The organism is Candidatus Desulfosporosinus nitrosoreducens (genome assembly GCF_030954495.1).
Taxonomy (GTDB): Bacteria; Bacillota; Desulfitobacteriia; order Desulfitobacteriales; family Desulfitobacteriaceae; genus Desulfosporosinus; species Desulfosporosinus nitrosoreducens.
In genome coordinates, this window is the sequence record NZ_JAVHUW010000042.1 from 1 (window position 1) to 25,201 (window position 25,201).

Annotated in this window: 27 protein-coding genes and 1 rRNA gene; 24 read left to right on the forward strand and 4 right to left on the reverse strand. The window is 43.2% G+C overall.

Features of this window, described 5'->3' with window-relative positions; all coding sequences use genetic code 11:
* Nucleotides 1-13: 13 nt before the first annotated feature.
* The 6 genes from rrf to REC12_RS07705 all read left to right on the forward strand — a co-directional run bounded on the left by rrf (nt 14) and on the right by REC12_RS07705 (nt 4,387).
* Nucleotides 14-130: ribosomal RNA gene (gene rrf / locus REC12_RS07685) — 5S ribosomal RNA — on the forward strand.
* Between the two features lie 428 nt (nt 131-558).
* Nucleotides 559-786 carry a PF20097 family protein gene (locus REC12_RS26455; protein ID WP_374214186.1) on the forward strand — a complete coding sequence of 76 codons (228 nt, stop codon included), beginning with the start codon at nt 559-561 and terminating at the stop codon, nt 784-786.
* 535 nt (nt 787-1,321) lie between these two features.
* Complete coding sequence (locus tag REC12_RS07690) at nt 1,322-1,729, forward strand: hypothetical protein (protein WP_308893328.1); 408 nt, start codon at nt 1,322-1,324, stop codon at nt 1,727-1,729.
* A 30-nt stretch (nt 1,730-1,759) separates the two neighbouring features.
* A complete protein-coding gene (locus REC12_RS07695) occupies nt 1,760-2,716 on the forward strand; it encodes a sulfite exporter TauE/SafE family protein (protein ID WP_308893330.1) in 957 nt (318 codons plus the stop codon).
* 92 nt (nt 2,717-2,808) lie between these two features.
* Entirely contained in the window at nt 2,809-3,594 is a 786-nt protein-coding gene (locus REC12_RS07700) for a DUF169 domain-containing protein (protein WP_308893331.1), read from the forward strand.
* Nucleotides 3,595-3,949: 355 nt separating this feature from the next.
* Nucleotides 3,950-4,387: a hypothetical protein gene (locus tag REC12_RS07705; RefSeq protein ID WP_308893332.1), complete on the forward strand. Its 438-nt coding sequence runs from the start codon at nt 3,950-3,952 to the stop codon at nt 4,385-4,387.
* Nucleotides 4,388-4,516: 129 nt separating this feature from the next.
* Here the strand turns inward: REC12_RS07705 and REC12_RS07710 are convergent, their stop codons facing one another.
* Nucleotides 4,517-5,869 (reverse strand): 4Fe-4S binding protein, encoded by a 1,353-nt coding sequence (locus REC12_RS07710; protein ID WP_308893333.1) that lies wholly within the window; start codon nt 5,867-5,869, stop codon nt 4,517-4,519.
* A 19-nt stretch (nt 5,870-5,888) separates the two neighbouring features.
* Nucleotides 5,889-6,485, reverse strand: coding sequence for a hypothetical protein (locus REC12_RS07715; protein WP_308893335.1), 597 nt, complete (start codon nt 6,483-6,485; stop codon nt 5,889-5,891).
* Between the two features lie 396 nt (nt 6,486-6,881).
* Between REC12_RS07715 and REC12_RS07720 the strand changes: the two genes are divergently transcribed.
* The 9 genes from REC12_RS07720 (at nt 6,882) to REC12_RS07760 (ending at nt 14,696) form a co-directional block, all read left to right on the forward strand.
* A complete protein-coding gene (locus REC12_RS07720) occupies nt 6,882-8,066 on the forward strand; it encodes a C40 family peptidase (RefSeq protein ID WP_308893337.1) in 1,185 nt (394 codons plus the stop codon).
* Between the two features lie 164 nt (nt 8,067-8,230).
* Complete coding sequence (locus tag REC12_RS07725; protein WP_308893339.1) at nt 8,231-8,986, forward strand: class I SAM-dependent methyltransferase; 756 nt, start codon at nt 8,231-8,233, stop codon at nt 8,984-8,986.
* Between the two features lie 371 nt (nt 8,987-9,357).
* Nucleotides 9,358-10,422 (forward strand): butyrate kinase, encoded by a 1,065-nt coding sequence (gene buk / locus REC12_RS07730; RefSeq protein WP_308893341.1) that lies wholly within the window; start codon nt 9,358-9,360, stop codon nt 10,420-10,422.
* 30 nt (nt 10,423-10,452) lie between these two features.
* The gene (locus tag REC12_RS07735; protein WP_374214187.1) at nt 10,453-11,367 is read left to right on the forward strand and encodes a bifunctional enoyl-CoA hydratase/phosphate acetyltransferase; all 915 of its coding nucleotides are present in this window, start codon (nt 10,453-10,455) and stop codon (nt 11,365-11,367) included.
* 138 nt (nt 11,368-11,505) lie between these two features.
* A complete protein-coding gene (locus REC12_RS07740; RefSeq protein WP_308893345.1) occupies nt 11,506-12,087 on the forward strand; it encodes a hypothetical protein in 582 nt (193 codons plus the stop codon).
* A gap of 15 nt (nt 12,088-12,102) precedes the next feature.
* Nucleotides 12,103-12,324 (forward strand): 4Fe-4S dicluster domain-containing protein, encoded by a 222-nt coding sequence (locus REC12_RS07745; protein WP_308893346.1) that lies wholly within the window; start codon nt 12,103-12,105, stop codon nt 12,322-12,324.
* Between the two features lie 7 nt (nt 12,325-12,331).
* Nucleotides 12,332-13,387 (forward strand): 3-methyl-2-oxobutanoate dehydrogenase subunit VorB, encoded by a 1,056-nt coding sequence (vorB, locus tag REC12_RS07750; protein ID WP_308893347.1) that lies wholly within the window; start codon nt 12,332-12,334, stop codon nt 13,385-13,387.
* Nucleotides 13,388-13,389: 2 nt separating this feature from the next.
* Nucleotides 13,390-14,148, forward strand: a complete 759-nt coding sequence (locus REC12_RS07755; RefSeq protein ID WP_308893349.1) for a thiamine pyrophosphate-dependent enzyme — start codon at nt 13,390-13,392, stop codon at nt 14,146-14,148.
* On the forward strand, nt 14,145-14,696 hold the full coding sequence (locus REC12_RS07760) for a 2-oxoacid:ferredoxin oxidoreductase subunit gamma family protein (protein WP_308893350.1): 552 nt from the start codon (nt 14,145-14,147) through the stop codon (nt 14,694-14,696). The genes REC12_RS07755 and REC12_RS07760 overlap by 4 nt, the downstream gene beginning before the upstream one ends.
* A gap of 210 nt (nt 14,697-14,906) precedes the next feature.
* Here REC12_RS07760 and REC12_RS07765 read toward each other — a convergent pair whose 3' ends face one another.
* Nucleotides 14,907-15,092, reverse strand: a complete 186-nt coding sequence (locus REC12_RS07765) for a type II toxin-antitoxin system antitoxin (RefSeq protein WP_308893351.1) — start codon at nt 15,090-15,092, stop codon at nt 14,907-14,909.
* Between the two features lie 54 nt (nt 15,093-15,146).
* Nucleotides 15,147-15,989, reverse strand: a complete 843-nt coding sequence (locus REC12_RS07770) for an SPFH domain-containing protein (protein ID WP_308893352.1) — start codon at nt 15,987-15,989, stop codon at nt 15,147-15,149.
* A 288-nt stretch (nt 15,990-16,277) separates the two neighbouring features.
* Between REC12_RS07770 and REC12_RS07775 the strand changes: the two genes are divergently transcribed.
* The 9 genes from REC12_RS07775 to pylB all read left to right on the forward strand — a co-directional run bounded on the left by REC12_RS07775 (nt 16,278) and on the right by pylB (nt 25,172).
* Nucleotides 16,278-17,147, forward strand: coding sequence for an SDR family oxidoreductase (locus tag REC12_RS07775; protein ID WP_308893353.1), 870 nt, complete (start codon nt 16,278-16,280; stop codon nt 17,145-17,147).
* Nucleotides 17,148-17,478: 331 nt separating this feature from the next.
* Nucleotides 17,479-18,462: a 4Fe-4S binding protein gene (locus REC12_RS07780; RefSeq protein WP_308893355.1), complete on the forward strand. Its 984-nt coding sequence runs from the start codon at nt 17,479-17,481 to the stop codon at nt 18,460-18,462.
* Between the two features lie 437 nt (nt 18,463-18,899).
* The gene (locus tag REC12_RS07785; protein ID WP_308893357.1) at nt 18,900-19,184 is read left to right on the forward strand and encodes a hypothetical protein; all 285 of its coding nucleotides are present in this window, start codon (nt 18,900-18,902) and stop codon (nt 19,182-19,184) included.
* Nucleotides 19,185-19,238: 54 nt separating this feature from the next.
* A complete protein-coding gene (locus REC12_RS07790) occupies nt 19,239-19,553 on the forward strand; it encodes a hypothetical protein (RefSeq protein WP_308893359.1) in 315 nt (104 codons plus the stop codon).
* A 149-nt stretch (nt 19,554-19,702) separates the two neighbouring features.
* A complete protein-coding gene (locus REC12_RS07795) occupies nt 19,703-21,082 on the forward strand; it encodes an APC family permease (protein WP_308893376.1) in 1,380 nt (459 codons plus the stop codon).
* 21 nt (nt 21,083-21,103) lie between these two features.
* Nucleotides 21,104-21,361 (forward strand): hypothetical protein, encoded by a 258-nt coding sequence (locus tag REC12_RS07800; protein WP_308893361.1) that lies wholly within the window; start codon nt 21,104-21,106, stop codon nt 21,359-21,361.
* A 490-nt stretch (nt 21,362-21,851) separates the two neighbouring features.
* Nucleotides 21,852-22,685 carry a pyrrolysine--tRNA(Pyl) ligase large subunit gene (gene pylSc / locus REC12_RS07805; protein ID WP_308893363.1) on the forward strand — a complete coding sequence of 278 codons (834 nt, stop codon included), beginning with the start codon at nt 21,852-21,854 and terminating at the stop codon, nt 22,683-22,685.
* 68 nt (nt 22,686-22,753) lie between these two features.
* A complete protein-coding gene (locus REC12_RS07810) occupies nt 22,754-23,704 on the forward strand; it encodes a phosphotransferase (protein ID WP_308893364.1) in 951 nt (316 codons plus the stop codon).
* A gap of 406 nt (nt 23,705-24,110) precedes the next feature.
* Nucleotides 24,111-25,172 carry a methylornithine synthase PylB gene (gene pylB / locus REC12_RS07815; RefSeq protein ID WP_308893365.1) on the forward strand — a complete coding sequence of 354 codons (1,062 nt, stop codon included), beginning with the start codon at nt 24,111-24,113 and terminating at the stop codon, nt 25,170-25,172.
* The last annotated feature ends 29 nt before the right edge of the window (nt 25,173-25,201 follow it).

Consider the following 25,201-nt stretch of genomic DNA (forward strand, 5'->3'; position numbering starts at 1 on the left):
GGGATCTCAGAGATCTGGTGATCATGCCGGAGGGGTACCACCCGTTCCCATCCCGAACACGGAAGTTAAGACCTCCAGGGCCGATGATACTTGGGGCGCAAGCTCCTGGAAAAGCAGGTCATCGCCAGGTAAGAAGCAAAAAGGACTACCATAAGGTAGTCCTTTTTGTGTATTTATAAAGCAAGTAGAGCGAATCCAGAGTAAAAAGAAGTATGTGATTAATGGTTTATACCAGATTCAACATGTGAATTCTTATCATAGAAGGATTGAGACATTTATAAATAGGCGTTAATTCCTGAATAACAATTGGGTATCGTTGCTAGAGTGTATTCATACAGAGATATAATATATTTTTATTTAGAAATGAAGTGTTAAAACAGGAATTCCCAACTCCTTATGGTATAATATGTAATCAATAAATATAAAGCTATGATGCATTCGTAACATATTTTGTCTCAAATGAGTTTGCGATTAAGAAAAAGAACCAATTAAGAAAAGGAACTTGGTTGTATAAATATGTTTCGTAGCCAACATATTGTGAAGTTGAGGTGAAATATCGTGGAATGCCCATATTGTCATCAGAAGATGGAAAAAGGAGTAATATATGGACACAGATCCGCATTAAAATGGATTGAAGAATCAAGAGATAAAGGTCCGTTCATAAGCCAATTCCAAAAAGGTATAAAGTTAACAGACGCTTGGGACTTAAATGAATTGGAAACTTATTATTGTAGAGATTGCCAAAAGATGATCATAGATGTTGATATTAAAAGTAACATTATTTGAGATATTTATTCCTATAATTGAAAGATTACAATTCGCAACATTCTTAAAATGTGCAGAAAAAGGTATAAGCAAAAGAGATATTCAATACGGACTAAAAAAGATGAAGATCGCAAAAAAAATGGTCTTCATCTTTGATTTTCTGGATGATTTCTAAATACTGTGCTTACTTATGATAAAATCAATGCAAAATTAAATGCGATTCTCTGTTTTGAACTACCTAACGGAACTCGTTGGAACTACCATTAGGTAGTCTTTTTGCGTTGGGAGAAAAGATCTCGAAACGCATTGCTGGAGTTTGCCTCACGAAAGGCAATAAATATTTCAACAAAAGGTGTCGTTTACACGACAATATTAATGTCGTTAAGATAACATCTTTTTGGTCACTTGTCAGACATCTATAAGCGTTATAAATTTGTCATAATATACACAAGGTCTTATTCTAATTTTAAAGAGAGAAGGGTGTTGTCAATGTAAAAAATGTTAAACAAGCATATAAAAGTTATGGGAAGAAAAAATAATAAGTGAGGAATTAGTTATGCTGGCTGGGTTTGAAATTATTGATAAAATATTACATCCTCACCGTAAAAAACAGGAAAATATAATGTCCAAGATGACCGAATACAGGGAATTAGCATCTTTAGCTTATGAAAATGATAATAAGGACATGTACACCTTATTGCAAAGGGAATTGAACGAGATGCTCTGTGAATACTTGACTTGGTCTTTTTTGGACGGAATTGGTTTTCTAATCCCCCACTTCTTTATCATGGGATTCATAAGTTTGTGGCTGCCCTACTTTACACTGCCATTTAATTTACCCTTGATTGACAATCATGCTTATGTGATTGTCTGGTATCCGTTCGTAATGATTATGTATTATATTGGTCGCCGGTTGCTGCGCAGGTATACCGGCAATGTTTCGGCTCATCCGGTAACTAGGTAAACCGGATTAGATTTTTTGGAGGTGCATAAAATGTTCTTTCATATTGCGGGTGTTACAGTTAATCCTATCGTTGTTATTATTTGGATGGCATTTGTCGGGTTTGTGTTTTCGTCTATCGGAGCAGCCGGCGGGATTCTGGCCGGCGTAGGACACATTACCATCTTCGGGATGAAAAAAGCCAATGTTATTAAACCCATGAACCAGATTCTCACCGTGGTCAGCCCAATCATGTCTTCTCCCTTATATTTAAAAGAAAAACGTCTTGTCGTTCCGGCGGCTATAAGTTTGGGTATAGGCGGTATCGTCGGTGCGCTGCTCGGTTCCTGGCTTTCCCACACTTATCTTAAAGAAATGACCTCGTATCAATGGTTCTTCGGTATAATTACCTTTGTTATCGCCGCTCGTCTGTGGTATGAAATGACCCCTGGATTCCGAGAAAAACAACAAAAAGTAAAAAAAGCAACGAAAGTATTTGAAGATAAAGTTAAAGAACTGAAAGCTTCCGGAAAACTTAATGAGATCAAAGAAATCGGCGTTAATTTCACTGAAATGGGCATTAAAAATACCTTTACGTTTGCCGGTGAAACATTCAAATATAATACCCTTGCGCCATTCTTAGCCGGAGTTATTGTCGCCATTATCTCAGCGGCACTCGGTGTCGGCGGCGGTTTCTTGCTCGTGCCGTTCCTGAGCAGTGTGCTTGGCTTTCCAATGTTCATCGTCGCAGGTACTTCAGGCTTGTCGATCATAATTTCTTCTTTGACAAGTATCAGTAACTACCTCCGCATGGGAAGTCAGCTGGATTTGCCGTTGGTCGGTTTTGAACTGATTGGAGTTTTAGTTGGCTCTTACCTTGGACCTATCCTTTCCAAATATATTAAAGGTGTCTATCTGAAAGGCTTTTTGGCAGTGGTTCTCACCTACATTGGAATTGGCTATGTATTTGGCCCGATAATCCAGCATGCTACTGGAATAAGAATTATCTAAATAAGAATTATCTAATACTAACCTAATTAAGTAAATCATGAGATTAGATGCAGATAAGCTTCTGCTTCTAGTTTTGAAAGGAGAAGTTTGAAGTGTTTAATCCGAATACGAACATGACATACCCAGAAGCCCAGGAGCTCTTCGAGCGTTTGTTGAAACTGGATTATCATCCTGTAGCAATTAAGTTTTTTAAATCGGAGGAAGAGGCCGCAAAATATCCGGCCGAAAAAAAAGCAGCTGCCAAAATGACGTTTTGTCAGTTTACAGCAGCCTCACGTATGGCCAATTATGTTTTGAAAGGTAACGACAGTAATATTCTATGTGAAAATTGCCTGACCAGTTTCGGCTATACTGAACCTTCGGATGAAGAAGCCAAAGGCCATTTTAAATATGTGATCGATGACGAATATGCCAAAGAGGTGATGGCCAGCAAGCCACGCCTGTCGATGGGGGAACTGAAGGTATTTATGACCGCCCCGTTGGCCAAAACTCCGGTTGAACCCGATGTCGTTATGTTTGTCTGCAATCCGCTGCAAGCGTATCATATCTTGAATGATTTCGTGGGTGCTTTTCATGTCCATCCGCTCCAGTTCAATTATACTGTAAATTCCGCCGTCTGCGGAGGTGCCGTTTGGTCCTATATGAATCATAAACCCAATATGAACACGATGTGTTCCGGAAGTTATACCTCCGGAAAAACTGAAAAAGGTGAAGTAAACGTCTTTATCCCAGGCGACCAGATACTTGATGTGGCACGTCAATTAGCTCACCGCACAGAAGTAATGGGCGGCGCGTCCTTCCCCTATAACGGCACCGAATGGCCTGGACTCGATGCTTGTAAAAAATGTCCGATGATACGCTTTAAAGATGCCGAATAGGGCGAAAGCCAAAAGAAGCGAGTAACAACCGGAAGACTATCGTTGAGATAGTCTTTCGGTATTTTTATGCGCGAAAAAAGTGAAAGCATGAACGTAGGGGATATTTTTAATTTATCGTATCTTAACTCTAATCTAATCTGAGCTGAATGAACGCTTAAGTTTGGTAAAAGTCTCTCAGTGCCAATATGCTTATAGAATTTTTAGCAAATAGAATTGAGACTTAGACTCTTTGTTCATGAGAAATTCATAACTTTTTCATGAGAAGATCGTAAGCGGAGGTTACACTAAAGGCATAGAAAATTACCCGGCTAAATGCAGCAAGCCAAAGAAAAATTAAAATTAGGGGGAATATTAAATGAAAAAACTCAGCAAGAAAATCGTGGCAATCATAGGAACAACAGCCATGGCAATAAGCCTTATGGCTTTACCTGTTTTAGCGGGAACGGCTCCGGGTCAAGGCAATGGATGGGTGAATCAAATGCAGAGTTTCATGCAGCAAACCTTTTCACCGGGCCAACACCAAACGTTAATGAACTCGCCGGCTATGCAAAATATCCATAATTCAGCAGCAATGCAGCAAGCCATGCAAACGGGGGATGTTGAAACCATGCAAGATCTCATGAATTCCGATACTAATCTTAAAGCCTACATGGGAGAAGAAAACCTGAATAAAATGAACCAATTTATGAGTCAATTTGGAGGAAAGACGATAAAGGGAAGCAGTAATTCCGGTTCTAAAAGTACAATGATGAATGGTACAACGAGTACCGGAAATAGCATGATGAATTTCTAAATTTTAGCCGATGGTCTGAATACTACATACAAAAAGTGCTGAGAATTGTTCTTAGCACTTTTTGTATTATTGTTTGCCGGTAAGCAGCGGTCATGATCCGGACCAGGAGGCAGGCAAGTAACTATGAAACTACATACGCATGCTCATTCTTACCGTAAAGGTGAGAAAGTTTAATACACCAAAGAGCAAAATGACGGCAAGATAAGGCAGAGAAACAGCAAGTGCTTTGCTTAAACCATAATTCGTCCTAGCAATGCGATAGGCAGTGTAGAGGGAGCCGAGAGTTCCGGCAATCACTAAGAAGTATTGCATAACTTGGATGATTGGGTCGGAAACAAAAGAAGACGACCCTTCAAGATGCACCCCGAACAATCCCATAAACGTATAGTAGGTGTCTTTTCCTTCCGCTAGAAGATGGAAGAGGTTATGAGCCATATGAGAAGCCAGGTCGAGGGGAATGACTGCGTAGCCAAAACGAGCAAAGGCATTGCGCAGTGTCTCGCCGGTAAAGCGTTTAGAAATGGCGGTTGCTGCAAAAAGAAGTGAGACAGGAGTGGCCATGGCGATTAGAAAGAGAATCGTAAAGGCGATATCCTGATTAGCAATACCCAAAGTTTGTTCTGTCCATTTAAGGAAGGAGGGATAAAAGTCTAACATTGTAATGTTTTGAACAAAAACAATCCCAACGATGACAATGGCTAAGAAAGATTCTTCAAAATGTGCTCTGGTCATGGACCAAAACTCGCTGGTTGGTTTACGGGGGGTCAGACGGATCGAATCATGGGGGCAATTTTTAATGCAGTTTCCGCAGAGATTACAATTGGCGTTGTTCTCCATAGCCATCGGAAATTCAAACATCGGACAGCCCGGCGCTTTGGAACCTCCTTTATAACAATCCCTCGTCTTACAGGTTTTGCAGGTGTCTTTGTCGGCCCGCAGTTCCAGCATGCCGGATCTGGAGTAGTTGCCGGACAAACTGCCGAGGAAACATAGGTAACGGCACCAAGTACGGCGTTCGAACAGCAAGGCGCTGACCATGACACCGCCTAGAATCAGCAATAAGAGGGTTCCTGATCCCCGTGGAGATTCGACAATTCCCCAAATGTGATCGGACCAGGTAATCAAAATAAAGGTTATATCAATGATCCAAAGGCCGTACTTGCGGATGAATTTTGGTACTTTCAGATTTGCTCCAAATAATTTTTGTGTCAAATCGCTAACCCAGGCAAATGGGCAAATTCCGCACCAAAACCGGCCAAGCAAAAAGAAGAAAAAAGGAATAAGTGGCCACCAAAGAACCCAAGTGGCGGCAGAACCAAAGTTTACCCCGACATTTGTGGGGCCTGCCAGGGTTTCGACCATAATCACCCCAAATACTAAAACAGTGATCCACTGGAAAATTCTTGGGTAGAAAGGACTTTGCAAAAAACGTTTAAGCACGGAGTAATTAAGGAAGTTTATGGGTCGCTTTTTAGAATCCATTTCAACGTCCTCGACTTTCTTAGTGTTTCTTTTTCCTTAAAAATGCGGCGAGTATTCCGGCAATCACCACGACCCCGGCTACACTTCCAATAAGAAGGAAATTAGGACCTGATTTAGCGACAGTTATTGGAAAATCAACAGTGGTGTCTCCGAGAGGTGAAGAAATGGTAACCTCTTGATTCCATTGGCCAGGTTGGTTGAAGGACATGCCTTCCATCATATACGTGCCCGGGTCCATGCTCATAGACCCCATGGAAGATTGTTCTTGCATGGCTGCTCCGCCTTGCTTATCCATGCTGGAAGACATATCCATGCCGGCCATGTTGTTGTCAGAGCCGTTCATGCCAGTGCTTCCGGTCATGGTTGGCGAGCTCATCATTACTTTTGCTCCGGTAATAGGTTTGCCCGTAGCCTTGTCTTTAATGGTTAGGGTAAATGTTGCCGGTTGATTGGCTACGAGGGTTTCGGGATTGGTTTGCAGTGCAACATGATACGGGCCTGCGTCTTGATCGAGTCCGCCGGATGCTGCCAGGGCATTGCCAGTAACTATGAGCATTAAAAGTAAGAGAGATAAGGAAAGAAAGGTCTTTTTAATTGGTTTTCTTAATACGTTCATAAACACACTCCTCTGAACTATTGTCGAACTTTATATACGCAAGAGTGATGCCAAGTACAATATTAAATAAACTTTTTTCTTTTCAGAGCCTGGATGTTGCTTAAATCAGCAATTCGAGCCTATTTGATCCGGAGAAACCACAATTATGCGATGGAAATTTGGGTTGGTTGTGGGCAGCTTTAAAGGCTTAATGTGTGGGATATGACACAGCATACTGTGCCTTATCCCGCATTACAAAAGAGCGCCAGTTCAAAAGCGAATTTAAATAAAATAGCAACTATTGTGTCAAATGGAGAATTAGTAAAGGCCTAAGTAAGAAATTCTAAATTTTTTGACAAGGATTTTAGCGGTTCATGGCGAACTCTTTATGAAAAGGTTTCATGAGGAGTTTGGTTCATGAGAATAAGAAAGGGTTTACTCTTATATAAATCGGCAGTGATTAGTACAATTGGGGTTTTCCTATTGACAGCTTCAGTAATTCCAGTACGGGCAGATGATTTGCACGACCAGTTAAATCAATCCCAACGACAGCTTGAGCAATTAAATGGCACCTTGAGTGATCAAAAAGATAAAGTGGCGACTGCTACGGCGCAAGTCTTAGGGTTAAAGCAATCTGTTCAAGCTTTGAACAGCAGTATCGCCCGGGAACAAACTTTATTAAATCAGGAACAAGGCCACCTCAAGGATTTGGAAGATCAACAGGCGAAATTGGAAGATCAGCGTCAGGAGCATGTCAAGGCCTTAGGGCAATTCTTAAAAAACAATTATGAAGACGGTGTATCAACTTATATCGCAGTTTTATTAGATGCTACGAGTCTATCTGATTTTATTGACCGCGCGGACAAGATTCAGATGATTGTTGGAACTTACAGCAAGCTCCAGAATGATCTTGCCGCATTAAACAGTACTTTAGACGATCAGAAAAAATTAATTAATCAAAAGAAAGCGACGATCCAGACAACCTTACAAGAAAAAACACAGACTCAGCAGTCTGTTCAGCAAGCGCTTGACAAGCAGCAGGTTATTCTTGCCCAGTTAAGCTCAGCGGAAAAGGAAACCCTTAATCAATCATTAAATACCAAGGCAAAGGTTAATCGGATTCAACAATTAATTCAGCAACAAGAGTTAGAAGCGGCTAATGCAGCTAAGGACAATGGAGCAATTGGACGGGGAGATTCTGGTGGAGTGAGCGGGACAGTCGCCATTTCCGGTGGAGCAAAACAGGTCTTAGGTTACGCTTCCCAATTTCTGGGCATTCCTTATGTTTGGGGGGGGACCACTCCTTCCCCGGGATTTGATTGTTCCGGGTATGTTCAATACGTCTACCGTCATTTTGGTATTTCCTTAAGTCGAACGTCTGAACAGCAATTTAATAACGGTGTGGCCGTTTCCCGCTCAAATCTGCAGCCAGGTGATTTAGTATTCTTCCATACTTATGCCTCAGATGCTTCTCACGTTGGAATCTATGTCGGGAATAATACCATGATTAACTCCTCTAACGGCGGTGTTTCTTACGATGATATGACAAACTCATATTGGTCGTCCCGCTACTTGGGCGCTCGACGTGTAATAGCTCAATAAGGTGAAAGCGCCTTGTAAATGGCAAGTTACGGAAGGGTATGACTTGTCGTTTATAAGGCGTACTTGTTTATAGCTGCTCTTCAATTTACTTGCCTCTAGGATCTCAAAGGTTTTTAACTTGCCAAGGAAACAGGTCAAATTGTTAATTCGGGAGGGAAAGGCATATGAATAATCACAGCGAGATTCTTAAAAATTTCGGGCCAAGAGCTTCAGATTACAGGCTTAGTTCAACACATGGAAATCCTGTGGATTTAGAAAGAATGATCCAGCTTCTGAAGCCAACCTCCGATGCCGTCGCTTTGGACGTTGCCACTGGAGGAGGGCATACAGCTCTAGCTCTGGCCAAATACGTTAACAAAGTGGTGGCGATTGATATTACTCCGGAGATGCTGTCAGAAGCAAAAAAGGCTGCTGCGTCTTTACAAGTGCATAATGTCGATTTTGTCATGAATGATATACACTTGCTGAGTTTTTCTAATGAACAATTTGACATTGTGGTTTCCAGGTTTGCAATTCACCACTTTTCGAATGTGAAAAAGGCTTTAAAGGAGATGTGCAGGGTTTTAAAGCCGGGTGGTAAGTTTTATGTATTGGATTGTTCGGTTTATGATGGGGAAGAATCGGAAAGAGAATTTAACCGGCTTGAACTCTTAAGAGACAGTTCTCATCAATGCTCCTATTCACCACGCCAATGGAAGGAGTTGCTGAAAGAGCTTCCTTTGGCGGTTGAAGACCTTTCTTTTCTCCGAGAAGAGTATAAATTGCCGCAGTGGTTTGACAGAATGGACACTGATCAGGGGAACAGGCGTGAAATCTTTTGCCTGCTTGATGAGCTATCTGAGGATTGTAAAAGCCACTATCCTTATGGACCTGACTTTATTACAACCTATCGCTTGGAAATTTTAGCAACGAAATTATAAGTTCAAGTTCTTTTGCATTGCTGGAAATTTAATATTGAGATAGTGGCGGAATATGCCTTGTGTCACCCAGCGAACCGCCTTACTTAAATGGGGTTGCGACAAATTTTGACAAAATTTGTCGCAACCCCATCAATAACTTAGGGCCTAGTATTCCTTGGAATTAAACTCCGGTCCAGGCAATAGTTTTAGATATGCAGAAAGCATTACTTTTTTTAGATTTATGTTATAATTTAAAGGACCTTTAATTCCTGAATTTGAGGTAAAAGCAGGCAGAATATAGATTTTTTTGTAAAATATTGTTGATGTCATTATAGATGCCGATTCGAATTCAGCCCGAGGAATAAAAGAAATTTAGTAAAGGGGATGGGTATTTGAGAGTACTCGTCATAAATCCGGGTTCAACTTCCACAAAGGTAGCAGCTTATGAGAATGAAGCTTGTCTTTGGAAAGAGGGAATTGATCATTCGGCCGATGCAATAGGGCAGTTTGCCCGAGTTGGAGATCAATATGACTATAGAATAGCTTCCATTTTAAATGTGCTTGGGATCAAGCATGTCACCCTGGAAAGCTTTGACGCCATAGTCGGTCGAGGCGGTTTGCTTAATCCTCTAGTTGGGGGAACTTATCTTGTAGATGGCGACCTTGTCCGCACGTTACAAAATGCGCCGGGCGGAGAGCATGCTTCTAATTTAGGCGGGATTATAGCCTATCACTTGGGGCAAAAAATTCAGGTTCCCGCTTTTATCGTCGATCCTGTCGCCGTTGACGAATTGGAACCCCTTGCACGGCTCTCCGGGCTCCCGGAATTGCCCCGTATAAGTCAAGCTCACGCTTTGAATATGAAGGCGGTAGCTCGCAAAGTTGCCCGTCAGTTGGGAAGGACTTATCGCGATGTTACACTGATTGTAGCCCATTTAGGCAGCGGGATTTCCGTAGCTCCTCATTTGAAGGGCAGAATGATTGATGTTAATAACGCCAATAATGAAGGCCCTTTCTCCGTGGAACGATGCGGTACTTTACCTGTATATCAGCTTGTTAAACTTTGTTATTCCGGTAAATATTCCGAAGAAGAAATGTTGGCAAAAATTCTCAAAGAAGGCGGCATGTTTGCCTATCTGCAAACTAAAGATGCTCGTTTAGTCGAAAAGTGGATGAACGAGGGAAATTCGAAAGCTAAGCTCGTTTTGGAAGGACTTTGTTACCAGGTTGCGAAAGAAATTGGGGCTATGGCTACAGTATTGGCGGGCAAAGTCGATCGAATCGTTTTAACGGGTGGACTCGCTTATTCGGAATTTATCACCCGAGAAATCAGTCGGCGGGTATCGTTTATAGCTCCGGTTGAGTTGGTTCCAGGCGAAGAAGAAATGGAAGCGTTAGCCTTAGGAGCTTTAAGGGTTCTCCGCGGTGAGGAGCAGGCGTTGCTCTACAAGGCATAAGGCCTTTGGGCTAAAAATGGGGTGATTGTAATTCGGTATACTGGGTTTGAGTCCCTACTTGATAAAGCCAAAAGCAGGGGGCGTGCTAAAGTAGCAGTTGCGGCTGCAGCAGATAAAGAAGTTCTGGAAGCGATTAAGCTTGCCGAAATGGAAGATTTGGTTACGCCGGTTCTTATTGGAGACGTTAATGTAATTCAGCAAATATCTTTGGAAATTGGATTAAACCTGGAGCGGACGGAGTTGATTCATGTACCCGATCCCATAGATGCCGCTCATAGAGCTGTGGACGCGGTAGTCGATGGACAGGCCCATTTTCTCATGAAAGGGTTAATCAATAGTTCGGATTTTTTGAAAGCTGTCTTACGCTCGGAACGAGGGTTGAGAACAGGACGTCTGCTTAGTCATTTAGCCGCTTTCCAAATTCCCGGTTTTTCCCGGCTTCTTTTTGTAACGGACGGGGGAATGAATATTGCTCCGGATTTAGGTCAGAAAAAGGAAATACTGGAGAATAGTCTGTTATTTTTAAAGGATATTGGGATGGACCCGGTGAATGTTATTGCTTTAGCGGCAAACGAAGTTGTAAATCCTAAAATGCCAACAACGGTGGATGCTAAGGCATTGATGGAAATGAATCAAAAAGGAGAATTTCCCAATGCAATTGTGGAGGGGCCGCTGGCTCTCGATGGAGCAGTCAGCGCCGTTGCACTGAAACATAAAGGAATTCCCAGTCAGATTAATGGGGATGTTGACTTATTTTTAGTCTCCACGATAGAAGTTGGAAATGTATTGGGCAAAGCTTTAGTCTACTTTGCCGGAGCAACAATGGCGGGGATAGTATTGGGTGCTCAAGTTCCTATCGTTTTAACCTCAAGAAATGATACCCCCAGAAGCAAGTTAATGGCCATAACTTTGGCGGCTTTAGGACAAAAAGCGCTGCATTCTTAATTTTCAAAGGAGGGTAACAACACGTCTGAAGACAATTTTCTTGATCGCAGAGTCTTAGTTTTATTAGGCGGCTATGGCGCCGGGAAAACCCAATTAGCCATAAGCTTAGCTTATCAATGGGCAAAAACCAGCCAACGGGTGGCTTTAGTAGACCTCGATTTAATCAACCCTTACTTCCGTTCCCGTGAAGTTGCCGTTCCTTTAGAAAAAGCGGGAGTCGAAGTAATTCGCCCCCAGGGAGATTTAGCCTTTGCCGAGAATCCGTCACTGACACCCCAAATTGAAGGAGCTTTGCGGGATTCTACTAAGCGGGTGATACTCGATGTCGGCGGCAATGAAGCGGGAGCTACGATCGTGGGCAGATATCATGCCTTGCTGCAAGCTGACGATGTAGCTGTACTTCAGGTTGTGAATGTCTTTCGTCCTTTTAGTACGCTTGAGGAAATAGAAAATCTTAGGCAGGACATGGAGAGAAAATCGCATTTAAGTGTAGACGGTTGGATTAATAACTCTAATCTGCAAGATTGGACGACGGTGCAAGACTGGCAGAAAGCGGAGGAGATCATTCAAGCCCTCGTAGCTAAAACCGGAATACCGAAGGTTGCCTGTGGCGTTAATCCGCAATGGGCTGAAAAAGCGGGGCTTGCCTGGGAAACGGATTGGATTCCGGTTCAGCGCCATTTGAGTCTTGGCTGGAAAAACCCAGTAAAAGCATTGTAGAGGAGGAAACATGGGATGAAGAATTTTGTTACGATTAACACGGAACGCTGTAAAAGCTGTGGACTTTGTGTTCATGCCTGTCCGAAAAAAATCTTAAGTATCGGAGAGACGGCTAACAGCAAAGGTTATTATTCTGTGGAAGTAAAAGATCAAAGTGCCTGCATTGGTTGTGCTTTTTGCGCTTTGATCTGCCCGGATTTGGTTTTGGAAGTTTATCGTGAAGAGAAAGGAGAGTGAGCTTAAGATGGCAATATTAATGAAGGGGAATGAAGCAATTGCTGAGGCAGCGATTCAAGCCGGCTGCCGTCTCTTTTATGGGTACCCGATCACTCCGTCAACGGAAATACCTGAGTACATGTCTAAAAAAATGAAAAGCTCAGGCGGAACGTATCTTCAGGCGGAGAGTGAAGTGGCCGCGATTTATATGGTCTATGGAGCAGGTGCCGTGGGGGAAAGGGTTATGACAGGCACGTCAAGTCCGGGTTTTAGTTTAATGCAAGAAGGGCTTTCGTTTTTGTTTGCCGCTGAGATTCCTTGCGTGATTGTCGATGTTATGAGAGGAGGCCCCGGTTTGGGAGGATTGGGACCTACCCAAGCAGACTATTTCCAATTGACAAAAGGCGGCGGTCATGGGGATTACCATGGTGTAGTTCTCGCTCCATCCTCCGTACAGGAAATGGTTGATCTAACGAAAGAAGCCTTTGACATAGCGGACTGTTATCGCAATCTGGTCATCATTGCGGTGGACGGGATCTTAGGGCAAATGATGGAACCTGTCGAGTTTCCTCCTTATGAAGGCAGGAAACTTGGACCCAAAACCTGGGCTGCAAGTGGAGCTGAAGGACGGCCTAAAAATAACGTGATCAGTTATTACCTCACTCCGGATCTCGGAGAAGCCGAGAATATTCGCTGGGGCAAAAAAATGTCCTTGATTAAAGACACGGAACAACGTTATGCAGAGTATCTGATGGACGACGCCGACTATGCTTTTGTAGCTTTTGGGACCAGTGCGCGAATTACGGAAACGGCTGTGGATATGCTGCGGGACGAGGGCGTTAAAGTCGGGCTTTTCCGGCCGGTTACCTTGTGGCCCTTTCCTGAAAAAGGCCTGGCGGCGCGCTTATCTCAGATCAAGGGTTGGATGAGCGTGGAATTGAGCGCAGGACAAATGGTCGATGACGTGAAGCTTATCGTTAACGGACAAGCTCCAGTCGGTTTTTGTAGCCGTCAAGGCGGTATGACGCCGGAACCGGAAGAAGTGGTCGCTGCCTTTAAAGCACAGTTGTTAGGGAGGGTGTAGGGATGAAAGCGATTTTTACGAAGACTTCGGGTCTAACTGAACGCCCCTTTCATTATTGTCCCGGATGCACACACGGGATTATCCATCGCTTAATTGGAGAACTGCTGGAAGAAATGGACTTGGTTGAAAAAACGATCGGAGTTGCCCCAGTCGGCTGTGCCGGTTTTTGTGAGAATTATTTTTCCTGTGACATGATCGGCGCCGCACACGGCCGGGCGGTTGCCGTGGCGACAGGTGCCAAACGAGCACGTCCGGATCGCTTTATCTTCACGTACCAGGGTGACGGCGATGGAGCTTCGATTGGGCTTGCCGAGACGGTTTCTGCCGCAGCTCGCGGTGAAAAGATAACTTCAATTTTTGTTAATAATGCAATTTATGGTATGACAGGAGGACAGATGGCCCCAACCTCCTTGGTAGGACAGAGGACATCAACGTCTCCTTATGGCCGCGATGCAGGGACCATGGGTTTTCCTCTGGATCTGCCCAAAGTCTTGACCCAGGTCGAAGGCGCGGTTTATGTTGCCTCCGTGTCCGTCGAGAGTCCGCAAGCTATAAAAGAAGCCAAAAAAGCTCTTAGAAAGGCCTTTCAAATTCAGCTGGACGGTTTGGGATATTCTTTCGTCAGTATTCTTTCAACCTGCCCAACTAACTGGGGTGTCAATCCCGTTGAGGCTTTGGAGTGGTTGAATACTAAGATGAAGCCGCAATTTGCCTTAGGCGAATTGAAAGTTCCTTCGTCCGAAGGAGGAGACAGAGCATGAGTTCTGCAGTATCAAAATATCTCTTTGCCGGTTTTGGCGGTCAGGGAGTTTTGTTTATCGGAAAGGTAATGGCTCAGGCGGGGATGCTTGCCAAACGACAAGTTACCTGGATTCCGGCCTATGGGCCGGAAATGCGCGGAGGTACCGCCAACTGCTCCGTAATTATTTCTGATAAACGGATAGGGTCTCCGACGGTAGGAAAGCCGGATATTGCCTTAGTCATGAACGAAGCCTCCTATCATAAATTTTTAGCCAGCGTGGTACCGGGCGGAACTTTGTATGTAAATTCTTCAATGGTTCCGGAATTGCCGGGCAGAGAGGATATTCGGATTGTACGTGTTCCTGTCAATGATATTGCCCATGAGATGGGTGAAGCAAAAGTTGCCAATATTGTCATGCTAGGGGTAATACAAGTCATAACTCCGACGGTTGAGGATGATATTCTGATTAAAGCCCTAATGGAGCTAGCCGGTAAAAAACCTGAGCTGGCAGAGTTAAATGCCAAAGCCTTGAAGACAGGCGTGGAGTATGCCAAAAACCATTTTTAAGGTTTGACAATTTTGCCGTTAAACGCAGAGCCTGCCATCACTCTAATAGTGATGGCAGGCTCTGCGTTATTACTTAAAGGAAAAATAAAACAGTTATCATTTGCTAAATCTGTTTAGTTTCAGATAGGTTTTAATAGATTCTAAGTCAAATGTGAGTCAGGTGAGTGACTTAAATTTGTTCGGCCGCCTATCCCGTTATTTGATTCGTGTTTACTCGTCAAAAGGAGGTTTCTCGGCAAGGTTAGCAGGGTCTTTTAAGCGTCCCGCTTTGCGGAGAGTTTCCTTGAGCAAATATTCTATATGGCCATTGACACTGCGAAATTCATCGGCGGCCCATCGCTCAAGGGCGGCGTAGAGTTTAGGGTCCATTCGCAGCAGAAATTGTTTTTTAACCATCTATATTCCACATCCGATGCAAGCTAACTTTCGGTTAAGAGATTGGTTAAGACATTAAGAATATACTGTCCCGGTATTAATGACAGGTTGGGTGGCTCGTTCGGAAACGATGGATACAAGCAAATTATTGACCATCGAGGCTTTGCGCTCGTCGTCAAGGTTTACAACTCCCTCCTTTTCAATGCGTTCAATCGCCAATTGAACCATGCCGACAGCACCCTCGACGATGATCTGACGGGCTGAGAGGATAGCGGAAGCTTGTTGGCGCTGCAACATTGCTCCCGCAATTTCCGTCGCATAGGCTAAATGAGTTAATCGGGTTTCGCTGACTTCAACTCCGGCCAGAATTAGACGTTCTTGGAGTTCATTCATTAACTCGGCGGATACTTCTTCCGGATTTCCGCGCAGGGAAATTCCGTTTCTCTCAAAGTTGTCATAAGCATAGCGCGTTGCTATATGCCGTAAAGCGGTTTCACTTTGTATTTCGACAAACTGTTCATACTTTTCCACGTCAAAAATGGCTTTTGCAGTATCAACTACACGAAAAACAACCACCGCTGCAATCTCTACGGGATTCCCTTCGATATCATTAACCTTTAATGTTTTGCTGTTAAAATTTCGGACTCGCAGAGAAATTCCCTTGCGCAAGGCCAAAGGAACACTTAACCAAAGGCCCGGTTTGCGAATGGTACCTAAATAACTGCCGAAAAAGACGAGAGCATAAGCTTTATTGGGCTGAACCACGATGATTCCCGTTCCTAGAATAATAGCGATGATAAGCAGGGGAATTCCCAGAAGATTTTTCTGAGACAGTAAAGCGAATCCTCCGATCAAGAGTGCCAGCATGAAGATTAAGGCCAGATAGCCATTGACAGCCCAAGCTTTCTTTTCAATCATGAGAAAAGACCTCCTTAAATAATAAACTTAATTTGTTACATTAAATGAATCTCCCTAAGGCAACGGCCTAGAAGTGAGCCTGGGTGATACTAATATGATATCACTTTCATATCATTTGGCAAGTAAATTTTTATCGTTACGTGTAATCCAAAGTTGGGCAAATTTACCTATTTTCTAGTGAACCTCTAGACAAATGAGTACAAATCGCCAAAATAGGTCATTTTAATATTAAGCGTGAACAATGATGGATTTACTTCACTAGTCAATATAAGAAAGGAGTCCGTGTATATGACTCAGGCCAAACAAGCGCAACCTACATTCCCAGCTCAACAGCAAGAACAGCAGCCAGGGCTGGAAACACTTATGAATCCGAAACCTTTGGCTGAGGACCCGGCCTATAAAGGAAGTGAAAAGTTAAAAGGAAAAGTTGCGATAGTAACGGGAGGAGACAGTGGCATAGGAAGAGCGGTTGCTATTGCTTATGCCAAAGAAGGCGCCGATGTTGTGATTGTTTATTATAATGAAGATACGGATGCCAATGAAACAAAAGCGCGAATTGAAGAATTAGGACACCGTTGCTTGACATTAGCAGGAGATGTTGGTGATGAAGCCTTCTGCGCAGTGGTTGTCCGGAACACCCTTCAAGCTTTTGCCAAAATTGATATTTTAGTCAACAATGCCGGGGAACAGCATCCCCAAAACAGTCTTCTGGATATCACCAGTTTTCAGCTCGAAAGAACTTTTCGCACCAATATATTCGGCTGTTTTCATCTCAGCAAAGCTGTTCTGCCCCATCTTAAATCTGGAAGTACAATCATTAACACGACTTCCATTACAGCCTACGAAGGGCACGACCAGCTTATTGACTACTCGGCCAGCAAAGGGGCTGTTGTTTCCTTCACCCGTTCTCTTTCGGAATCGCTCTGTAAATTAGGAATTCGAGTTAATGGCGTTGCTCCCGGTCCAATTTGGACCCCTTTAATCCCCTCAACCTTTCAAGTAGATCAGGTGGTGACCTTCGGAAGCACAACTCCGATGCAGCGTGCGGGTCAACCTAAAGATTTAGCTCCTGCATACGTATTTTTGGCCTCTGAAGATTCTGCTTATATTTCCGGCCAGATCTTACATATCAATGGGGGCACAATTATTAATAACTAACTATCAGCCAGCCAACCAACCTGCCAATCAATCAACTCTATTGATAAAGTTATCCATATTCAGATTCAGATCTAAGGCTAACCCTAACCCCAACTTCAACTCTGAGTTTACGTCTCAATTATATTTAGTAAGCTTGGCAAAATGCTTACCGACAGCCGCCTAAACAAGTCATTCACCGCCTGAATGGCTTGTTTTATTAAATTCAATGGCGATATATAAGCTTAGTCTGTTAAATAAATAGGATAGTGACTCATATCACATAGCGACGGCGATAATTTTGATATACTAAGCACGGAAGATAACAAAACTAAGGACAGAAATGAGGGATTCCATGTTTTCAAAACTTAAAAAACTCCTCGTCTGGAGACATGGCGTTCAATTCTTATTTGCCATGATAACCGTTTACATTGGCATAGAATTTATAATCTTTGTTAATCAATTAACGAGTCAGTCTCCAGCACCCTTCAGCAGGCCCGCCGGGGTTGAAGCTTTTTTGCCTCTAAGTGCTTTGGTTGGTTTGCGAGCATGGCTGGCAACAGGGGTATTTGACTCGATTCATCCTGCCGGTTTGATAATTTTTCTGGCGGCGATTACTGTTTCCTGGTTACTGAAAAGATCCTTTTGTTCTTGGATCTGCCCGGTCGGAACTCTTTCTGAAGGATTGGGAAAAATTGGGCGAATGATTTGGGGGCGAAATTTTAAAATACCAGCCTGGCTGGATATCATTTTGCGGTCCCTGAAATATCTGTTGCTTACCGTTTTCCTTTTGGCAATTTTTTTCGGCATGAGTGGATCAGATGCCGTTAATTTTTTACAATCTCCTTATAATAAAATGTCCGATGTTATAATGCTGGAATTTATGGAACATTTATCTGTGACCGGAATATCGGTGTTTAGTATTTTAGCACTGCTCTCCCTGTTATTTGAGAATTTTTGGTGCCGCTATCTCTGTCCCTACGGTGCTCTCCTGGGACTTTTCAGTTTTCTTAGTCCCCTAAAGATAACCCGCAATCAGAACACATGTATTCAATGTGGCCAATGTACCAAAAGCTGTCCCAACCGTATTGACGTTGCCAAAGCCGATCGCGTTTGGTCACCCGAATGTACGGGGTGTTTAAACTGTGTTCAAAAATGCCCGGTCCAGAACACATTAACCTTCAAAGCACCTAAAAATTTGCCTAAACTTTCCTATCGCGCTCTTGCCTTTGGTATAGTTGGTATTTGGTTTTTGTGGATCGCAATTGCTAAGTTAACAGGTCATTGGTCGAATGGAATGACGCTGGAGAATTATAAACAATTGTTGTTTTTCATCTAGCAATTATAGAAGTAGTTGCCCCCAGTATTACCCAAGATTCAACTTAGACTTAGCTTAAAATAATTAACTCAAACTAGTCTTTAAATCAAAGGCTTCATTAACATGAGCAGTAACAGCAGGATAGTCTGTTACTGCTCATTTATTGTCTATGCTCAGAATTATGAGGATAGTAATGCGCGGAAGGGGACTAAAAACAAGTCAATAATGACTCGGGAATAGATTTTAGGTTTTGGGCTAGAGGATATTTTCCGCAAACAACTTTCGAAAAGTATCTTAATAATGAAGAAGACTAAAACGATAAGCTCATGAATTCCTTTGGATACGGCAGTGTTCCGGATAGTTCAAAGAGAATTCAGTAAAGCTCGCAATCTTTGCAGAGATTGGCATGGATTTTGCATTTATTCCATACTTGAACAATTCTGTGCGAGGTGACAGGGATGGAGTTTAACAAAGCAAAAGTGCGGCGGATGTATTGGCAAGATATCGGGTTGGTTCTCCTTTTTTTAGTCTTTTCCTGGTTGGTTTTGGGATATGTACTTGTGAATGTTAGCAGCCTGGCTGCAACCTTCCAAATTAGGGAAGTGGCTTTGGCGGCGGGTTTGCTGGCTGTCGTTTTCGTGTCCAGTTCACTCATTGCAGTTTTGGCTCATTTAAAGAAAAATAGGGAGGCTGTATACAACGGGGAATTATGTCATGCGGGAAGTCATCATGAGCAAGGCTAAGAAAAGACTTAATTTTCACCAATCGAAACTTGGTTTCAAAAAGGAGTGAGCTGTTTGGAACACAAAAAACCACAGAAACAAGCCTCGGAAAATACACCTCAGAACAAACCTTGGCTGGAAGTCTTTGATGTTGTGTTTATAATGTTGTTGTGTTTTTTGATCCTGCTGTCAACAATGATCATGCGGGGTAAAGTCCTTGTGGGTGCCGGCTCGGCAGGAGGAATCAACTACTCGTTCAACCTTCCGATTTTCTTAATGCTCATGTTAATTTTGGGAATTTATCTGGTTTACGTAATTTCCCGCTCGGATAAAGAGTTAAAAGTCATGATTAGATATCTTTATGATGAAACTCGACGGAACGTGGGCTAAAGAGATCTGAAAAGAGGGAATGGCTGTGAATTTATGGTCTGTAATGAATTGGGTTGCTTGGGGGTTATGTGGACTGTTAGTGGTTTTGTTGGCGCAAGATTTTATGCGCGTGGAAATAAGCCGGCGGGGAGGGCGGAAGCTTGGCAGACATGATTGCTGATCAACCTGAGGAAAACCAGCACTTATCAAAGGTATTAGGTCCGATGCACATATGGGCGTTAGGTGTAGGGATTGTACTTGTTGGTGAATTTATGGGCTGGAATTTTACTGTGGCTAAAGGGGGATCGCTGGGAGCCATTATCGCTTGCTGGGTTATTGGCATCCTGTATATTTCTTTGGTCATGATCAATACGGAAATTGGGTCTGTAATCCCCGAAGCAGGCGGTCAATACGCAATGGCTAAATATTTGCTCGGACCTTTGGCCGCGTTTAACGTGGGTCTTATGCTTGTCTTTGAATATGTAATGCTTGAAGCTGCCGACGCCCTTGTCGTGGGGGCTATTTTGCAGTCGTTGAATCCGGCAATTCAAAGCTTGCCTTATGTTATCTTGACCTTGCTTTTCTTAACATATTTAAATTATCGGGGAGTTTATGCCACGTTAACCCTCAACTTTGTCCTAACGGCAATTGCTTTTGTTACAATTTTTGTACTGCTGTTTTCCACTCATTTCAATATTCCCGCCCAAAGTATTTTAAAGCTTTCAGAACTGACAAATGGCCTGCCCTATGGTTGGATTGGAGTTATCGCCGCACTGCAATTTGGAATATGGTTTTTTCTGGGGATTGAAGGAACTGCTTTAGCGGCGGAAGAATGCCGATCTACGGCACGTTCCTTGCCTATGGGTACTTTAATTGGAATGGTTACCTTATTGGTTGGGGCTACAATAACTTGGTTTGTCTGTTCCGGGCTTGTCAATGCATCATCCCTTGGCAGCTCTGTTTATCCGCTTTACGAGGCCGCTCTGGCGACCAAAATGCCTGTGGTAATCATAGTTATGTTTAGCGGAACAATCCTTGCCTGTATGGCCAGTGCGAACGGTTGTATCAACGATGCCAGCAGGGCTTGGTTTTCCATGTCCCGGGATACCTTGATTCCCAAGGCTTTTTCAGCGGTTCATCCTAAGTATAGAACTCCCTATAGAGCGATTTTGTTTTTGCTTCCAATTTCCATGGCCTTTGGGTTTACGGGCTTATTAGACCAAGTCATAACTTTTTCCATACTTTCTGCCTTATTAGTCTATCTTTTTATGGGTTATATGATGTTTAAATTTCGAACCATGTATCCCCAAGGCACGATTCGCCGCGGCTATGTCGCTCCCTGGCATCCTTTGCCTGCGATACTATTGTTAGTATTAACTTTGTCTACCCTGGCGGGGATGTATTTCGGCTATTGGGTCAATCTTTTTGCCGGATTACTTTTCTACTTGCTTGCCTCGCTCTGGTTTACATTACATCGCTATAAATTTGTTGATGAAAAAGCCTTCCTTAAGGCAGGTATTAATCGTTGGCCGAGGCCGCGTGGGTATTAATGTTTACGAAGGAGGATGTTTATGCCAAACTGGCTTCCTGTTTTAGCTTCGTTCATAATACCGGGGTCAGGATATGTTCTTCTCGCACGACCGCTGCGGGGCTTGATGATGATTTTTTGGATGCTTATTTTGGGCTATATTACGTTTCACTTAACGTCTCAGAATATTTCAATTTCAGGAAGGCTTTCCGGTGGACTTGCCGTTTGGGTGATATCCATTCTTGAGGTATATCGCCTCTCCTTTACTGCGAACATGTCGAAAGGAAAGCACTTGCAATAATTTGAAACGACCGTAGTCTTGCTCTTGCTCAACATCCGGTAACTGGCTGTTGAGTTTTTCTTTATAAACGAGAGAAATAAGTTATTTGTGACTGAATAGAGTCTATGATGACTTGAGAGCGAGAGGAGAAAAGCGAAAATATTTAATTTCGCCAGGCATTGGAAAACCACTAAGTTCTTTTAAAGGGCCTTACATGAGCTTTAGGCGGGTTATTGCGCATAGACGATTAATGTCGCGATAGTTGGCATTAAACTTGCATATTATTTTAGTCATCCCGTTGGGAAGTATGCACATGGGGGGTAGATCGAATTGATCACGTGGACTCTAAATCCGCGCAGACGGGTGAAACTCCCGTACTCCTCGCCAGAAACTTCGTTTTGCGGAGAGCAAAACATAGGGGGGCTTCGCTGGAAACGTTTTTCCTTCGAAGCCCGATATACGTCCCTTGTAAGAGAAGCGCTGGATTGAAGAATAGCTGGGGGGAAGTACAGTGAAGATTACCTGGACTCCGATTCAGAAACAAAGATTATCAGAACTTAACGCCAGTGAGGCCCAACAGGAAATGTTTTTTGCATCGCTACAAGACCGTGATCGTAAATTTCAGGAACAAGAGCATCAATTGGTTGTGCAGGGAAAACGGCGTTTACAAGAGCTGCGTGATCTCAAAAGAAGGCCGTCCTTATGCATTCTTGAGCAAGAGCTTGTCACAGCTTTAACCCGACAAGGTTTTGTGCAGGTAGTTACTCCGACGATTATTACCAAGAGCGCCTTGGCTAAGATGTCTGTTTCGGATGAACATCCGCTTTTTTCCCAGGTGTTTTGGCTGGATGCAAAACGCTGCCTCCGTCCAATGCTTGCTCCAAATTTATATACGGTTTGGAAAGATTTGCTGCGCCTATGGGAAAAACCTATAAAGATTTTTGAGATTGGGACGTGCTATAGAAAAGAATCTCAAGGTTCCCTCCATTTAAATGAATTTACCATGCTTAATCTGACAGAATTGGGCTTGCCTGAAGAGCAGAGACTCGACCGCTTAAAAGAATACGCCGCCTTGGTTATGAATACAGTCGGGATTACGAATTACGCTTTGGAAATGACGAATTCGGTGGTATACGGGGACGCTTTGGATGTTGTCAAAGAGATTGAATTAGGTTCCAGCGCGATGGGACCACACCCCTTAGACGATAAATGGGGGATTATTGATCCCTGGGTCGGCATTGGTTTTGGCTTGGAACGTTTGCTAAAAGTCCGGGAGGATGCCCAAAATGTCCAAAGTTTCGGTAGAAGCCTTAGTTATCTTGATGGAGTGCGCTTAAATATCTAAGGATATAAGACCCAGAATCCTCGGGCAGTTTAAGACGAAAAATTCCAGCAAAACAGGAGGAAAACAGTGTGAATGAACAAGTTATGATCGAGCCTTCCATCTCCTTGGAGCATATTGGACGGTTATACAAATTAATCAGCGAAGTTCCCATTTTTCAAAATAGTAGAATCAGTAGTATTGAGATCTTGCCCGGGGGGCTTACGAACAGCAACTACAAGTTGACAATCGGCGGTGTGACTTATGCTGTTAGACTTGCTGGAGAAGGAACAATGGAGTACTTGAACCGTCCCGCCGAAAAACATAACGCTCAGTTGATGGCGGACTTGGGTATAAGCGCTCCGATCATTTATTACGATGAAACGACTGGCAATCAAGTTTGCAAGTATATCGACGATAGTAAAACTTTGCATATTCCGGACTTCAAAGAAAATCATTATTTAAGTATGGCAGCTCATGTCTTCCGGAAATACCACGCTTGCCAAAAGGAATTTATTTCTGAATTCAATCCTTTAAAAGAGATTGAGGCCTATATTCAGTTATTGGCGGAAAAAAACTTCGAGTTTTACGAGGGCTCCGCTGTGATGCAGGAAAAGATCGGGAAAATCAGAGAATTGTTCGAGCAAAATCCGCCTCCGTCAGCTCCTTGTCATAATGATCCGCTGTGTGAAAATTGGCTGGATGATCAAAAGAATTTCTATCTCATTGATTGGGAGTATGGCGGAATGAACGATCCTTTGTTTGATTTAGGAGCCCTCGCCATTGAAGCGGAACTTAGCGACGAGCAAGAACGCTTTTTCTTAAAAGAATATTATGGTGGAGAATTAACTGAAAAACAATGGGGTTCTCTTATTATTAATAAATTTCTTTGTGATGCCCTGTGGTCCTATTGGGCAGTTCTGCAAATTGCCATGGGAAAATCCAGGGACGAATATTGGCCTTATGGTCTAAACCGTTATAACAGAGCTTATGCTTTAATTCACAATGGAAGCTTGGATCATTCAATTCGAGTGAATCAATAGTAGCTGCCGGATATACGGTGAGAAGAAAGGGGCTGTAACATGTTCAATCTGGAGATTTGTTACAAGCCCCTTTTTGAGAATTTGCTGGAGGAAAATTGCAAGTGCCTGAGAAAGTATCCTTGGAAAAATATGCTTCACAACATTTGCAATGAGACACTGAGTTAATTACGACTTAGAGAAGTTTTCTCCGACTTGAAAGTTTCCAAGATCCCTAGCTCCCCGGAAACTTGTCACGGAGAAATGAATAATCCCCTAATGAACTACGGGGAAGGGAGCCCTATAATTAGGCGGTTCCTGGGAGTTGTGTAAAGACTTAAAAGTTTATAGGAGTTAAAGTCACTGTTGCTGGCATAGAATTTGCAACAAAACACAATATCTCCGGATTATTAATAAAGAAGGTGGCTGGATGGAAACGGCTCAGGCAACAAATTTGGAGAGAATTCTGACCAAGGCAACCCAAGAAATCCCTTTAGAGAGAGAAGAACTAATGACTTTATTAGGGTTGTCTCAGGAAGAGGATCTTGCCAAGGTGTTTGAAACAGCTCGCTATCTCCGGACTCGTTATTTTCAGAATAAAGTCTTCGCTTATGGTTTTGTTTATTTTTCAACGTACTGTCAAAATGAGTGTGCTTTTTGCTTATATCGCAAATCCAACCAATTTCTGGAGCGTTACAGAAAATCTCCCTCCGAGATAATGGAAACAGCCCATAGCCTGGTGGAGTCCGGGGTACACTTGCTTGATTTAACCATGGGAGAAGACCCGTTGTATTTTACAAAGGGCTTTGAGCCTTTAATAGAGCTAGTGGAGAGGATCAAACAAACAACAAAAATTCGCATCATGCTTTCGGCGGGAGTCCTTGCGGAAAAGGATCTTGAGAAATTCAGAAGAGCTGGGGTCGACTGGTATGCTACGTATCAGGAAACTCATAATCTCGAACTTTATCGTAAGCTTAGGCTTGGTCAAAGCTATGCGGAACGAATGAAGCGCAAATACGCCGCTCGCAGCATGGGTTTTCTCATTGAAGAGGGTTTACTTACAGGTGTTGGCGATTCGAAAGAAGATTTAATAGATTCCCTTGCAGAAATGAAACGGTTACAGGCTGATCAAATTCGAGTTATGAGCTTCATTCCTCAAAAGAATACGCCAATGCAGAACTTCCGCTCGGTACCCCGTTTCAGAGAATTATTATTAATTGCCGTAATGCGTCTTGTTTTTCCGGATCGCCTGATCCCTGCGTCTTTAGATGTTGATGGGCTGAATGGATTGGCAGATCGCCTTAATTCCGGGGCAAACGTTGTAACCTCAATTATCCCGCCCCAATCAGGTTTGGCAGGGGTATCAAATCATTCTTTAGATATTGACGATGGCAATAGAACGATTCCCAGAATTTTGCCTGTTTTAGAGCAAAATGGGCTGGTGCTGGCAAAGCGTTGCGAATATGACGATTGGGTGCAACGACGTCAATAACATTTTCCTAGACACGAGAGGGGCAGAGA